This is a genomic window from Paraprevotella clara YIT 11840, from assembly GCF_000233955.1.
Taxonomy (GTDB): Bacteria; Bacteroidota; Bacteroidia; order Bacteroidales; family Bacteroidaceae; genus Paraprevotella; species Paraprevotella clara.
On record NZ_JH376593.1, the window covers coordinates 30,450 to 45,173 of the forward strand.

Here is a 14,724-nt window from a genome sequence, read left to right on the forward strand (position 1 = left end):
TACCTTATCCGTATGTACAACAACGAAATTTGGACCAAACATATCCGCCTCATCCTGACGGGAGTTATCATCGTAGCCATAGCCGGTTGGGTGACCGGTATCCTACAAACGGCTTCCATTGCCATAGACACTGCCAACGACTTGCTGAAAGCGGCTGGCGAAGAAGAATTGCCTTTAAAACCGTTCACTCTCAGCGCACAAACTCTGACTATCATAGGCTACATCTTGTACCTCGTCGGACTGAATGGCTTTAAGTCGATACAAAAGAATTACGAGGCGTCAGCCATGGTGGGACGCATCTCCACTGCTTGCGGTTTCGAAATCGCAGCCACCCTATTGCTCTTCCCGGCCTCTTTCCTACCTGTCATTTTCGGTTGGTTATTTCGGTTCGGCGCTTTCGTATGCACGATAATCTCGCTAATCCTCCTCAAATCGGCTTTTGAAGAACTCCGTGAAGAAGCGACATGGAGCAAACCGGCTCTCAAAGGTGCCGAGCAGCTACGCAAATCCGCCGTATACAACATCAACTTGATTTGGATGCCGTTCGTAGCTGCCGCCGTCATTGTGGTCAGCATTCTTCTCTTTACGAAAGGTATAGATTTCAACAACCTTATGTACACGGGCTTCGATGAAATCTCCCGTCAAATCAAGGGTACCGTTTTTGCCGTAGGGCTTGAGATACTGGCCTTCGGCCTCATCATGCTCTATTGGTCTGTCATGCAGTTCGTGCTGCGTATCCTCGGATGGATCAACATCCATGCGGGGCGCCTCGTAGAGGAAACCAATGTACAAGATGAGAACTCAACTGCAACCGCTCCCCTTATCCCCGAAGTTCAAACGGACACCGCCCTGTACACACCCCATACAAACACTCCGGATACCGAAAACAGCGTTCCCCAATCCCACCCTTTGCAAAGGAACAAGATCCTCCTTTACGGTGGTATCGCTTTGGCCATCCTCGTTACAGCAATTTGCATGGCTTTCTGTGGTTCTTCCGCTAAGGACAAATTCTCGGGTACATGGCGATTCGACAACGAATCCGAAGCCGCCGAACTCATCCTCGACCTCAAAAGCGATTCCACAAAAGGCACATTCTATTTCGGCAGCAAAGAAGAGATGGGGTTCTTCTCTATCAGTTTCAACGTGGCTTCTGTCCAGGTGGAGGGCAATACGGCCAAGCTCGAACTGACATGGTGGGACGAATTGGAAAACAAAGATATCATCGTGCCGGCCACACTTTCCCTCCGGACGGACAGTGCAAAAATAGACATCACCGTAGGTAACGAGGATACGCCTGAATTGGAATGCGGAGGATACGGTTATATCTTCCCCGTGACATTCACACTCGACCGTATCTCGGACCGGACAACACCTGAAAACGGAGATGAATCCGGTAATGAACCCGAAACCGCTAACGAGCCCACAGCCGAAATAGTCGAAACCGACGCTCCTACTGAAAAGACGACGGATGTCACAGAAAAAGACTACTCGCAACCTTTCCGCGGCACTTGGAGTTGGACCGATGAAATGATCCACAACGACTACTATGATGATGACATACCAGCCGCCGTCGTCACTCTCAAGCTTGATTTCTACAACGCCAACTCCGTGAAAGGAGATGGCGGAACAGCCGACGGATGGATGAACCTTGCCACTACTTCACCACAGCGAGTATCCGAAAACAAGATAACTCTCAACGAAGTCATCGGCAACAAGGCATTCATCACTGTGTTAGACGGCTATAGCGAAATGGCTGAGTACCAAGCTACGATCACTTTCAATCCCGAAAACAAGACTTTGGAGTTCGAATTGGGCGACCTCATCGGTGAACTGGACGAAAACCAAGCGTTTATAGCGGGACAAAGCCCCACAGGAAACTACAGCCGCGTGATACTGAAACGGAAATCCGAATAACCGTAACGCCACTGTTCTTCCTTTTAGTAGCATTGGAAACACAACTCAATCGATAAATACACCATGAAAAAAGCTGTTTTATCCCTTTTCTTGTTCTACGCCGCCGTAGGCATACAGGCACAAACCGACCGCGATGCCTGCTGGCTTAACGCCGCGACCGGCGCGTGGGAATGGGGCTTCTTCAAGGACTTTGCCGTACACGACGCACGGCAATGGCAATATGCCTCCGTCAAGGAAGGCAGAAAGAAAACCACCGTCACCTTACGAAGCGGCAAAGAAACCTTGCAGTTGGAAATCCGTTACCGAAACGACTCCGTTTGTACCATCGCCGTCAACGACGGAAAAGCACAGACCTACCGGCTGTGGGACAGCGCGAAAGGTATCCTTTCCTACCTGCCGGCTGACGACACGCCGCCGCAACCATGCAGTTACCGGGAAGACAGCGTCACATTGTGCGGTTATCTGCCCGGCATGGAGCATGCCACTTTTACCTGTTCCATGCCCCAACTCACCGAATATCCCAAATTCCAGACACAAACCGACTCGCTCGGACGTTTCCGGTTGCGTTTCCCGGCCTTCGGACCGGCACAAGCCCTTTGCCGCATCGCGGGACGCACGTTCACGCTGCTGTTCAGTCCGGAACAAGACTACTACCTATATATGAACGGACGTACTCCCATCCTGATGGGGGAAGACGCACGGACGAGCAACGAACTGTTGGCTATCGGAATGAATTTAGACGTATTCTCTCCGACCGAAAGGGACATCCACTCGGTAGACAACCGTACCTGCCTCGACGAGGTACGGCACGAACTGACGCGCCGTGAACGGCAATTAGACAGCCTCATCGGCAAACACCCCAATCTGTCCCGGCGTTACCGTACCCTGAAAGAAGAAGAAATCCGTTACAGTGCCCTCCACCGTCTCGCCTACCAACACCACAACCTGTCGGATTTCGGTGAAAAGCGTCTCTCTCCGGAAATTATACAAGCCATTGATTCCTTATGCCATGCCATACCGCCCGTACCCTACACCATCTTCCCCGACTACCACGGTTTCCTGCAACAATCCGTCTACTACCAGTACCAACAATTCCTCGGCCGTTTTGCCGTCATGATAGACTTGGAAAAGTTGCAGCAAGTGTTGCCCTGGCAAGAAGACTTGCACCTCCCCAACACGCTTTTGCAACTCATCGACCGGACGGTGGACATGGGACGAAAGTTCTCCCGCGACAATCCGTCTGACAGCACGGCCATGCAGGCTTATGATGAAAACCATTTCAAGATTGCGAGAGAAATACACCAGTTTCCGGAATTTCGGGAACGGGTACCCCAAATCATCGGAAACGCGGAATTGTTAAGATACCAGGAACTCCTTGCGTCTTCCACATGGACCCGCTTCCAGAAAGACCTGGCCGGAACCTTGATGGCATGGGAGGCATTGGAACGTGACCATACCCCCTTTCCGGAACCGTTGATGCGCGAAACCATGGCGCATATCCAAACTCCCGTGTTGCGCGAGGCCGTCGCCCGGCGGCAAGACTTCTACACCCGCCAACTGCAAACGCCCTTCGACTACCAAGGTTCGCTGAAAAGCAACGACATTGTGACCGGACTGACCGACGGGAACGAAATCCTGCAACGCATCCTCGCCCCCTATCGCGGCAAGGTGGTTTATGCCGACATCTGGGGTGGATGGTGCGGCCCGTGCAAGGGGTACATGCGTGATTTCGTCCCGGCCATCAAAGAAGCCATGAAAGGGCGCGACGTCGTATTCCTTTATTTGGCCAACCGTACACCGGACGACGCATGGCGACAAATCATCAAGGAATACGGCTCAGTAGGTGCACAAACCGTACACTACAACCTGCCCGGCACACAACAGGAAGCCGTAGAAAACATACTCTTGAACGGCGGTTATCCCTCTTACGCCATCTTCGACAAGGAGGGGCGGCTCGTCACCAAGAATGCTCCTCGCCCCAACGAAAAGGACAAACTGATACGGACACTGGAAGAACAACTCAACAAATAGAAAACACCATGAGAAAAGCTATCTTATCCATCCTCCTGCTTTGCACTGCCATAAGCCTGCAAGCACAAACCGTCGGCCGCGACGCCTGTTGGCTTAACGCCGCGACCGGTGCATGGGAATGGGGCTTCTTCAAGGACTTTGCCGTACACGACGCACGTCAATGGCAATATGCCGCCGTCAAGGAAGGCAGAAAGAAAACCGCCGTCACCTTACGAAGCGGCAAAGAAACCTTGCAATTGGAAATCCGCTACCAAAACGACTCCGTTTGTACCATCGCCGTCGACGACGGAAAGGCACAGACCTACCGGTTGTGGAACAGCGCGAAAAGCATCCTTTCCTACCTGCCGGCTGACACAGCCGCGTCCCGACCGTGCCAATTCCACGAAAACAGCGTCATGTTAAGAGGATACCTGCCGGACTTTCCCAACCAAAACTTGGAATATATCTACTATGAAAGATTTCAGGACACGCAAAAGATAGCCAATGTCCCAACCGATTCCATCGGACGGTTCGAGTTAAGCATCCCCGTTTTAGGGCGGACAGAAGTGCTTTTTCGCATCCAGTCTCATATGTTTTCCCTTCTGCTTAGTCCTCAGTCAGAATGTTTCCTGTGGATAAAAGGAAATTCGTTTTTAATGATGGGCGAGAATGGAAGAATCAACCATGAGTTGTCGGACATACAGGAAAGTTTTTTCGTCCAACCGAAAACTCTCCGGTATCCCAATGTGGTAAGCGACAGCGTCTGCCTGAGCGAAATCCGGAAAGGGTTGGCTGAAAAGGAACACGCGTTAGACGCTCTTCTCAAGAAGCATCCGAACCTTTCGGAAGACTTCCGGACCTTGGCAAAAGAAGACCTGTATTACAGTAGTCTCGGAAGGCTAATCACACAATCCTACGACAGCCATGCACAAGGAAACGACCACCTGCTTCCCGGCATCTTGGACATGATAGATTCATTGATGAAAGAGATGCCTCCCGTGCCGACCACCGTAAACTCCCGCTATTCCAACTTCATCTCGAACTACATCAACTATCATAACTACCAAGCCCACAAACACGGCAATATCGCATACGACCTGAGACGGCTGAAACAAGCCATGCAAGAACACCGGGACTTGCAAGTCCCGGACAGCCTCATGCAGCTCATCGACCATACATTGGCCATGGAAGCACGTATAAAATCGAAAGAAGGAAAAGATACAGCCCTTGTCCGTACCTACCATCAAAACCACGAGGACATCGTAAAAGGACTTGAAGCTTCCGTCCAGAAAAACTCGTTCATGGACCTTTTCAAAATCGTGAATCTGAGGGAAGAGTGGGACATCATCGACCGCCTTGCCCTATCCGGTTTCCAAAAGGATTTCGCCTCAACCCTTTCCACACTCTATGCACTGGAACAAAGCCATATCCCATTGACGGACAAGATATTACAGGAAGCCATAAGCCGTATCCACACTCCGGGATTGCGCGAGGCCGTCGTCCGGCAGCAAAACTTCTACGTCTGCGAACAGCAAAGACCGTTCGACTTCCAAGGTTCACTCAAAAGCAACGACATCGTAACCGGACTGACCGACGGAAACGAGATTCTGAAACGCATCCTCGCCCCCTATCGTGGCAAAGTGGTCTACACCGACATCTGGGGCGGATGGTGCAGTCCGTGTAAACACGCGATAAAAAACGACGTTCCTACCGTGAAGGAAGCCATGAAGGGACGGGATGTCATATTTTTATACTTCGCCAACAACACCTCGGACACTTCTTGGAAACAAATCATCAAGGAGTATAAGTGCGTGGGGCCGCAAACCGTACATTACAATTTGCCACATGAACAGCAAAAGGCCGTGGAGGCCGTTCTTCGCCAAGGCGGCTACCCCTCCTATGGCCTGTTCGACAAGGAAGGGCGGCTCGTCACCAAAGAAGCCCCCGACCCTGTCTTCAAGGACAAACTGATACAGACATTGGAAGAACAGCTTTCAAAGAAATAAGACCGACACCGTATGATACACGCACGCATAAAACACAAATCAGGGGCGGAAGATGAGCGGACTGCCTTAATCTTTGGGCCTTTACTCTATTTGCCCGCAAATACACTATGGCAAATCCTGCGATCCTCTTGCTTCGACAACGAGTCCATGCCTCAAAAAGGCGGGGAATTGCTTCATTATGAATTTTGGCCCAATTATAACAAAACGGAACATACATCCAACGAAAGCTATGTAGAGCCCGACCTTCTCTTGGAATTTGAATACTTCAACCTGCTTGTCGAAATAAAACGCAAGGACGTACAATCCTACCGGCAATACGAAGGGCAGTGGAAAAATGAGATACAGGCCTTCGTCAACGGACAAACGCACGGGGAAAACAAGCCTCTCCTATTAATCGCATTGGGCGGCAACACTTCGCCCGAAGCCTTCCACACGCCGTTGGGACGGATTTACAAATCTTCTTGGAACAGCCTCCTAAATCAGATTTGCATACGACAAGAGCAAGAAAAGCCCTACACTCCGGCCTACCGCATCCTTCATGATTTAGAATCGGCTTTCGGATTATATCATGAATTCCGGATTCGCAAATGGTTGGGACAGATAAGTCCTTACGGAATAACAAACAACACCTCAGACACCATCCGAACGATATGGAAAAGATGACAGACTCACGACAAGAATTGCTCCGGGAATTCCGTAGCGCACACAGGCTTATCAACGAATGCCAGACCGCCATTTTTGAAGTCATATTCAAAAAGGTCATGCCGACGTTCGGGCTGTTACCCGGCAAGTTAGAGTGCCGCCGCCTTTTCTGTAGCCCGCTCAGAGCCATCAAATCCCCCGACAAAGCTCTTTCCGGCTCTTGTTTCGGGTTCTCCCCCGATAATTGGGCGTGGGATTTGATTTATACTCATGTACTGGAGTTCTACTTGGGAAGCGTCAAAGGGAAAAGCTTTTCTGTCATTCAAGTAAGCGATACGGGCAGTTACCGAACCACGGTTGAAAGTTACAAGAAGAAAGACTCTTCCGCTTTCCCCCCGGCAGACGAATGCGGGTCATTGCTTATCTTTAAAATGAAACCCGCAGGCAATGCCATGCACACCAGTGAAGCCACCATCCGCGAACTTATCCATATGCCCGAAAACATTTACCACTCCAAATCCGGCAGTGTCTATGCCCGATATGACATGTTGGATTTCATGGACGAGGATTCTACGGACAAGGTCATGGACAGGCTAAAAGAAGCTTTTCGGTTATAGACTGTTAAGCATACAGATATACAAAGGATTACGACAATCCTCCAAGGGCAGAAATCAATCTCAGCCGAATGATTTTCCAATCTCAGCCAAACGATTTTTCGTTCGGCTGAGATTGATTTTCCGATTGGCGCAAGGTGATTTTCCCGCCTCCCGGTTTCAATCCGTAACCTGCCTCACCGCCTCGCGGGCACGTTCCAAGATGGCGAAAAGTTCGTCCACCGTTTCGGCACGCAACATGGCGATACGTGTTTCACGGAAATTGGGGATTCCCTTGAACACGGGCGACGCAGCCAGATGGCGGCGGCTGTGCAGGATGCCCCGGTATTCGTCGATGCGGCGCACGCTGGTGAGCACCTGCTCCTTGAGCACGTCTATCTTCCAGTCCGCACTCATCACCGGATAGCCGCTCTTCACGGCTTCGTGCGCAACCGACACGCTCTCCGGGTTCAGGACATCCATGATTTCCTTGAAAATCCATGGGCGGCCGAAAGTGGCACGCCCCACCATGACGGCATCCACCCCGTAGCAGTCGAAACACTCACGGGCACGTTCGGGTGAAGTGATGTCGCCGTTTCCGATGATGGGAATCGTCATGCGCGGATTGTTTTTCACCTCGCCGATGAGCGTCCAGTCCGCTTCGCCGGTGTACATCTGCGCCCGAGTACGGCCGTGTATGGTCAACGCCCGGATGCCGCAATCTTGAAGACGTTCGGCCAAATCCACAATCACCTTGCTGCTTTCATCCCATCCCAGACGGGTTTTCACCGTGACGGGAATGTCCACGGCATCCACCACGGCCCGCGTGATTTCCAACATCTTGGGAATGTTCTGCAACATGCCGGCCCCGGCTCCCTTGCCCGCCACGCGCTTCACGGGGCAACCGAAATTCAAGTCGAGCATGTCGGGACGGGCACGTTCCACCACGATACGGGCCGCATCGGCCACCGGACCCGGTTCCTTGCCGTAAATCTGGATGGCCACGGGACGCTCGTCGTCGCACACCGCCAGTTTCTCCAAACTGCGGTTCACCATGCGCACCAAGGCATCTGCCGCCACAAACTCGGAATATACCATCGCCGCGCCGAAACGCTTGCATAAGAGACGGAAACCGATGTCCGTCACATCTTCCATCGGGGCCAGAAACACGGGATAAGGCCCGAACTCCACATTTCCTATTTTCATGGGTGCAAAGGTAGTGAAAGGTGAGAGCAGAGACAAATGAAAACGAAGTTTTCTTATTTGGCTCTGCTGGGCCGAAGCCTACCTTCGCGGGAAGCAAGGTCAGCAACCTCTTCAATGAAACGGCAAAGAAAGCCCAAAGAGAGCGTAAAAAAGCAAAAAAAACTACCGCGTCTCCGGTATGTCGGGAAAAGGGCGTATCTTTGCAAACAAAACCCCACACCATGACGAGAAAAGATTTTGAAATCATGGCACCGGTAGGCTCGCGCGAATCATTGGCCGCAGCCATCAAAGCCGGAGCCGACTCCATATACTTCGGCATCGAAAACCTGAACATGCGGGCGCATTCGGCCAGTACGTTCACCATCGACGACCTGAAGGAAATGGCACAAACTTGTGCCGCACACGGCATCAAGAGCTATCTGACGGTAAACACCATCATCTACGGCGAGGATCTTCCGCTGATGCGTACCATCATAGATGCAGCCAAGGAAGCCGACATCTCCGCTGTCATAGCTTCGGACGTAGCCGTCATGATGTACTGCCGACAGATAGGGCAGGAGGTACACCTGTCCACCCAACTGAACATCAGCAACATCGAAGCGTTGAAATTCTATGCCCAATTTGCCGATGTCGTGGTGTTGGCCCGCGAACTGAATATGACGCAGGTGGCCGACATACACCGGCAAATAGAGGAACAACGCATTTGCGGTCCGGGCGGAGAGCTGATACGTATCGAGATGTTCTGTCACGGAGCACTCTGCATGGCCGTCAGCGGGAAATGTTACCTCAGTCTGGACAACACAGGACGGTCGGCCAACCGGGGGGCCTGCATGCAAATCTGCCGCCGGGGCTACATCGTGAAAGACCGCGAAACGGGCACGGAACTGGAAATCGACAACAAATACATCATGAGCCCGAAAGACCTGAAGACCGTACGCTTCATCGACCGGATGATGGAGGCGGGCGTACGCGTGTTCAAAATCGAGGGACGTGCCCGGGGACCGGAATATGTGGCCACCGTCGTGGGCTGCTATCAGGAAGCCATACAAAGCGTGTTGGACGGGACGTTCACCGAAGAGAAAAAAGACGGATGGGACGCGCGGTTGGCCCGCGTGTTCAACCGTGGTTTCTGGGACGGGTACTACCAGGGACAGACTTTAGGCGAATGGACGACGAACTACGGCTCGGCCGCCACGGAAAAAAAGGTCTACGTGGGCAAGGCCATCAAATACTTTTCCAAACTTGGCGTGGGAGAGTTCCAAATTGAAGCGGCGGACATGAGTGTAGGCGACCGTCTGCTCGTCACCGGTCCTACGACAGGGGCATTGTTCATGGATTTGGAAGAAGTGCGTTACGACCTGAAACCGGTGGAAACCGTAGGAAAAGGCATGCGCGTGTCGTTTAAAGTGCCGGAGAAAATAAGGCCGAACGACAAGTTGTATAAGTTGGTGAAAAGCGCGAAAGAAGCATGACGCGTCGTAATATCGGGGCAAAGCGTAGGCCCGTAACAAATAATCAGGCTTTTTTTTGGGAAGGAAGCCTGATTTTTTTATCTTTGCACGGAGAATATCACACATTTTAAAGTTTAATGAGTTTGTTGAATTTCACTCACCTTTTGGCACAAACCGTCACGGAATTATCCGAAGACTCGTCTCTGAAAGGTTTGTTTCATGAACATCAAGACGGAGACCCCCTCCCTTCGGGAAAAGTCCTGCACGAAATTATCGAATTGTGCCGTGCCATCCTTTTCCCGGGATTTTACGGGAAATCCACGGTCAACCATCATACCATCACTTATCATATCGGTGTCAACATCGAACGGTTGTACAATCTGCTGACCGAACAGATACATGCCGGACTATGCTTCGATGCCAAGGAAACAGGCGACTGTGCATGCGACACCAAACGCGAAAAGGCCATCGACTTGGCCGGACAGTTCATCAGCCGCCTGCCAGCCCTGCGCGAAGTGCTGGCCACCGATGTGGAAGCGGCTTACAACGGCGACCCGGCTGCCGAGTCTTACGGCGAAATCATCAGTTGTTACCCTATCATCAAGGCGTTGAGCAATTACCGCATCGCCCATGAACTGCTTTTATTGGACGTGCCTTTGATTCCGCGCATCATCACGGAAATGGCGCATTCCGAGACCGGCATCGACATCCATCCCGCCGCCCGAATCGGCCACCACTTCACTATCGACCACGGCACGGGTGTCGTGATAGGGGCCACTTGCATCATCGGCAACCACGTAAAGCTCTATCAGGGAGTCACGCTCGGAGCCAAAAGCTTCCCGCTCGACGACGACGGACACCCCATCAAAGGCATTCCGCGCCACCCGATTCTGGAAGACGACGTGATTGTCTACTCCAACGCCACCATTCTGGGGCGCATCACGGTAGGCCGTGGTGCGACGGTAGGCGGTAACATCTGGGTGACGGAGGACGTATCTGCCGGTGCCCGACTCGTACAAAAGAAATATAAATAAACCAATAGCAAACAAGCATCCATCGAAAATCGCGAGTAAGCGAGCGCAGACCGAGCCTGCTCGAGTCTGCCGAGCATGAGCGATTTATCCAACAAAACTTACACAATGGAAACTGAATTTGAACTCATCGCCAAAACCTTCCAGGGATTAGAGAATGTTTTGGCCAAAGAGCTGACCGACTTAGGAGCAAACAACATCCAGACCGGACGCCGAATGGTGTCTTTCACCGGCGACAAGGAACTCATGTATCGGGCCAACTTTGCCCTGCGTACGGCCATCCGCATCCTTAAACCTATCAAGCATTTCAAGGCGGAATCTGCCGATCAGGTTTATGATGCCGTCAAGGCCATCGACTGGAATCAGTATCTGAACAATGAAACCAGCTTTGCCGTAGACTCTGTGGTCTTTTCCCAAGAGTTCCGTCACAGTAAGTTTGTGGCCTATAAGGTAAAGGATGCCATTGTGGATTACTTCCGCGAGAAAACCGGTTCGCGCCCCAACATCAGCGTGACTCATCCGGACTTGCAACTGAATATCCATATTGCAGAAAACGACTGTACGCTGTCGTTAGACAGTTCCGGTGAATCGTTGCACCGGCGCGGCTACAGGCAGGAAGCCGTGGAAGCCCCGTTGAACGAGGTATTGGCCGCCGGCATGATCCTGATGACGGGCTGGGACGGCGAATGCGACCTGATAGACCCGATGTGCGGTTCGGGAACGATAGCCATCGAAGCGGCACTTATCGCCCGCGGCATCGCACCGGGCGTATTCCGCAAGGAATATGCTTTCGAGAAATGGCCTGACTTCGACAAGGAGATGTTTGACCGGATTTACAACGACGAGTCGCAAGAACGTGAATTCACACATAAGATCTATGGTTACGACATTAACCGCAACGCCGTAGACATCGCCACACGGAATGTCAAAGCTGCCGGACTGAGCAAAGAGATCGAAATAGCCCAGCAAGATTTCCACAAGTTTACGCAACCGGCCGAGAAAAGCATCATCATCACCAATCCGCCGTATGGCGAACGTATCTCCACGCCCGACTTGTTGGGGCTGTACCGGACCATCGGCGAACGGCTGAAACACCAGTTCCTGGACAACGATGCCTGGATTCTGAGTTACCGCGAAGAATGTTTCGACCAGATAGGCTTGAAACCTTCCATCAAAATACCTTTGTACAACGGTTCGTTGGAATGCGAGTTCCGCAAATACCAAATATTCAGTGGAAAATACAAGGAACTACGCGCTGAAGGCAAGGAAATCAAAACCGACGAAGAGCGTCGGCAAATGGCGGAAAAACGACGTTTCAAGATGCACCGCGAGTTTAAAAGGGCCATTGATGACGATGAAGAAGACTTCACCCCCAGAAGAAGGGATTACGACGACCGCAACGGCCGGCCGCGCGGAGGTCATTCTTTCGACCGCCGTCCACGGGAAGACCGTGAGGACAGAGGAGGGTCATACGAAAAACGACCGTTTAAACGCGAAGGAAAACCTTTCGAACGCAGAGAACGCTCGTTCGAACGCAAAAACAAGCCGTTCGAACGCGAGCGGAAACCTTTTGACCGCGAACGGAAACCATTCGGAAAAAACCGTAAATTCGACCGCTATGACGAAGAGGATTAATCTTTTCATAATGGTTTCACTTCTGTCCGTCCTCGCCATGGCACAAGGAAAAAAGAGCTTTACGTTGGATGATTTGCTTCCGGGAGGAAGTACGTACCATCAATTACAGCCCCAGAACCTGTACACGGCTTGGTGGGGTAACCGGTTGGTAGAAACGGACTTGGACGGCTGCAATGAGATAAACCCCAAGAACGGAAGCAAGAAGGTGCTGTTCACCTTACAGCAACTGAACCAATGGCTGGGAGCCGGGGAAGACTCATCGGTCGTGCGGAGCTGCTACAATGTGGAGTTCCCCGATGGCGGACAACCATGGGTAGCCACCGTCGTTTCCGGGAAAGGAAAAAACGGAGGTAAACCGACCTCCATATACACTGTAGTAGACTTCAAATCGGGAAAGAAGGTATGGGAACAGGAATATCCGGCGGATGCCACGGCATTGGACCGCTCCCCGTCTTCCAATAGCCTGGCTTTCGTGCGGCAACACAACCTATATGTCACGACGAAAGAGGGGCAAACGATGGCCGTGTCTTCCGATGGCAGCAACGACTTGGTGTATGGAGAAACCGTACATCGTAACGAGTTCGGCATTACCAAAGGAACATTTTGGAGTCCGGACGGGAAACAACTCGCTTTCTATCGGATGGACCAAAGCATGGTGCCCGACTATCCGCAAGTAGATATCACGACACGCATAGCCACCACTTATCCTTGCAAATATCCGATGGCAGGAGAAAAAATGCACAAAGTGACGGTGGGTGTCTTTACGCCGGCCACAGGCCGGACGGTATGGTTGCAAGCAGGAGATCCCACCGACCGTTATTTCACGAACATTTCCTGGAGCCCGGATAACCGGAAAATATACATGATTGAACTGAACCGCGACCAAAACCGTGCGGAACTGGTTCGTTACGATGCGGCTACGGGCAAAAAGGAGGGTGTGATATACGAAGAGGAGCATCCCAAATACGTGGAACCGATGCACGGCCTGCTGTTCCTGCCATGGGACAGTTCTAAGTTTATTTATCAAAGTCAACGGGACGGTTACAACCATCTCTATTTGTTCGACCTGTCCAAACCGCAGGCTCCACAACGACATAAGACATTTCAGGGCGGCGCGTGCGAAGAGCATGTCGAAGTCACCCCGTTGACCTCCGGCGAATGGGTGGTGAAAGAAGTTTTGGGCTTTGACCTGAAAGAAAAAAGCCTGCTTTTTTGCAGCAACGAAATCCATCCGTTGCAGTCCAATATATATAAGGTACGCGTAAAGGACGGCAAACGTACCCTTTTGGACAACGGCGAAGGCGTACATTACGGTAGCGTGAATGCAGACGGCACTTACGTAGAAGACCGTTACTCTTCCCCCACCGTGGCGCGCAGCATCAGCCTGACAGACACCCGGAACGGGAAAGGCTGTAACTTGTTGACTGCCGAAGACCCATGGAAAGACTATAACGTGCCGGAAATCACATGCGGTAGCATCAAAGCCGCCGACGGCACCACCGACCTCTATTACCGGATGGTGAAACCCGTGGATTTCGACCCGAATAAGAAATATCCTACCGTAATCTACGTGTACGGCGGGCCGCACGCTCACAACGTAGAGGCGAGCCGGAATTATCTGGCACGCGGTTGGGAAATCTATATGGCACAGAAAGGTTACCTGCTGTTCATCCTCGACAACCGAGGTTCGGAACATCGGGGACTGGCTTTCGAGAACGTTACCTTCCGGCATCTGGGCATAGAAGAAATGAAAGACCAGATGGAAGGCGTAAAGTTCCTGAAATCATTGCCCTACGTCGATGTCGACCGGATGGGTGTGCACGGATGGTCGTTCGGCGGTTTCATGACCACCAACCTCATGCTGACTTATCCCGACGTATTCAAGGCCGGTGTGGCCGGAGGTCCTGTCGTCGATTGGCAATACTACGAAGTGATGTACGGCGAGCGTTATATGGACCGTCCGCAAGACAATCCCGAAGGCTACAAAGGCAGTAACCTGAGACTCAAAGCCGGTAACCTGAAAGGCAAACTCCAAGTCATCATCGGTTACAACGACCCGGTGTGCGTCCCGCAACACTCCCTGTCGTTCCTGCGTGCCTGCATCGACGCGGGTACCCAACCGGATTTCTTCACTTATCCGGGCGATGAACATAACATGATGGGAAAGGACCGCGTACACCTGCACGAACGCATCACGCAATATTTTGAAGACTATTTGAAATAAAAACAATCGGAT

At 51.9% G+C, this 14,724-nt stretch carries 10 protein-coding genes; 9 read left to right on the forward strand and 1 reads right to left on the reverse strand.

Going from position 1 to position 14,724, the window contains the following annotated elements:
* Positions 1–12: 12 nt before the first annotated feature.
* The 5 genes from HMPREF9441_RS05135 to HMPREF9441_RS05155 all read left to right on the forward strand — a co-directional run bounded on the left by HMPREF9441_RS05135 (position 13) and on the right by HMPREF9441_RS05155 (position 7,189).
* Positions 13–1,914 carry a hypothetical protein gene (locus tag HMPREF9441_RS05135; RefSeq protein ID WP_008618754.1) on the forward strand — a complete coding sequence of 634 codons (1,902 nt, stop codon included), beginning with the start codon at positions 13–15 and terminating at the stop codon, positions 1,912–1,914.
* A gap of 63 nt (positions 1,915–1,977) precedes the next feature.
* Positions 1,978–3,945 (forward strand): TlpA family protein disulfide reductase, encoded by a 1,968-nt coding sequence (locus HMPREF9441_RS05140; RefSeq protein ID WP_008618755.1) that lies wholly within the window; start codon positions 1,978–1,980, stop codon positions 3,943–3,945.
* 8 nt (positions 3,946–3,953) lie between these two features.
* A complete protein-coding gene (locus HMPREF9441_RS05145) occupies positions 3,954–5,930 on the forward strand; it encodes a TlpA family protein disulfide reductase (protein ID WP_008618779.1) in 1,977 nt (658 codons plus the stop codon).
* A gap of 147 nt (positions 5,931–6,077) precedes the next feature.
* Positions 6,078–6,593 (forward strand): hypothetical protein, encoded by a 516-nt coding sequence (locus HMPREF9441_RS05150; RefSeq protein ID WP_244949627.1) that lies wholly within the window; start codon positions 6,078–6,080, stop codon positions 6,591–6,593.
* Complete coding sequence (locus HMPREF9441_RS05155) at positions 6,581–7,189, forward strand: hypothetical protein (RefSeq protein WP_008618782.1); 609 nt, start codon at positions 6,581–6,583, stop codon at positions 7,187–7,189. Before HMPREF9441_RS05150 ends, HMPREF9441_RS05155 begins: the two co-directional genes overlap by 13 nt.
* A gap of 156 nt (positions 7,190–7,345) precedes the next feature.
* On the opposite strand, the gene dusB is transcribed toward HMPREF9441_RS05155, so the two are convergent.
* Positions 7,346–8,371, reverse strand: a complete 1,026-nt coding sequence (gene dusB / locus HMPREF9441_RS05160) for a tRNA dihydrouridine synthase DusB (RefSeq protein ID WP_008618785.1) — start codon at positions 8,369–8,371, stop codon at positions 7,346–7,348.
* A gap of 221 nt (positions 8,372–8,592) precedes the next feature.
* Here dusB and HMPREF9441_RS05165 point away from each other — a divergent pair, with 221 nt between their 5' ends.
* From HMPREF9441_RS05165 to HMPREF9441_RS05180, 4 genes are all read left to right on the forward strand, one after another.
* Positions 8,593–9,843, forward strand: a complete 1,251-nt coding sequence (locus HMPREF9441_RS05165) for a peptidase U32 family protein (RefSeq protein ID WP_039864952.1) — start codon at positions 8,593–8,595, stop codon at positions 9,841–9,843.
* A gap of 116 nt (positions 9,844–9,959) precedes the next feature.
* Positions 9,960–10,856: a serine O-acetyltransferase gene (locus HMPREF9441_RS05170; RefSeq protein ID WP_008618788.1), complete on the forward strand. Its 897-nt coding sequence runs from the start codon at positions 9,960–9,962 to the stop codon at positions 10,854–10,856.
* Positions 10,857–10,961: 105 nt separating this feature from the next.
* Positions 10,962–12,488, forward strand: coding sequence for a THUMP domain-containing class I SAM-dependent RNA methyltransferase (locus HMPREF9441_RS05175; RefSeq protein WP_039864956.1), 1,527 nt, complete (start codon positions 10,962–10,964; stop codon positions 12,486–12,488).
* A complete protein-coding gene (locus HMPREF9441_RS05180; RefSeq protein WP_008618791.1) occupies positions 12,472–14,712 on the forward strand; it encodes a S9 family peptidase in 2,241 nt (746 codons plus the stop codon). Before HMPREF9441_RS05175 ends, HMPREF9441_RS05180 begins: the two co-directional genes overlap by 17 nt.
* The last annotated feature ends 12 nt before the right edge of the window (positions 14,713–14,724 follow it).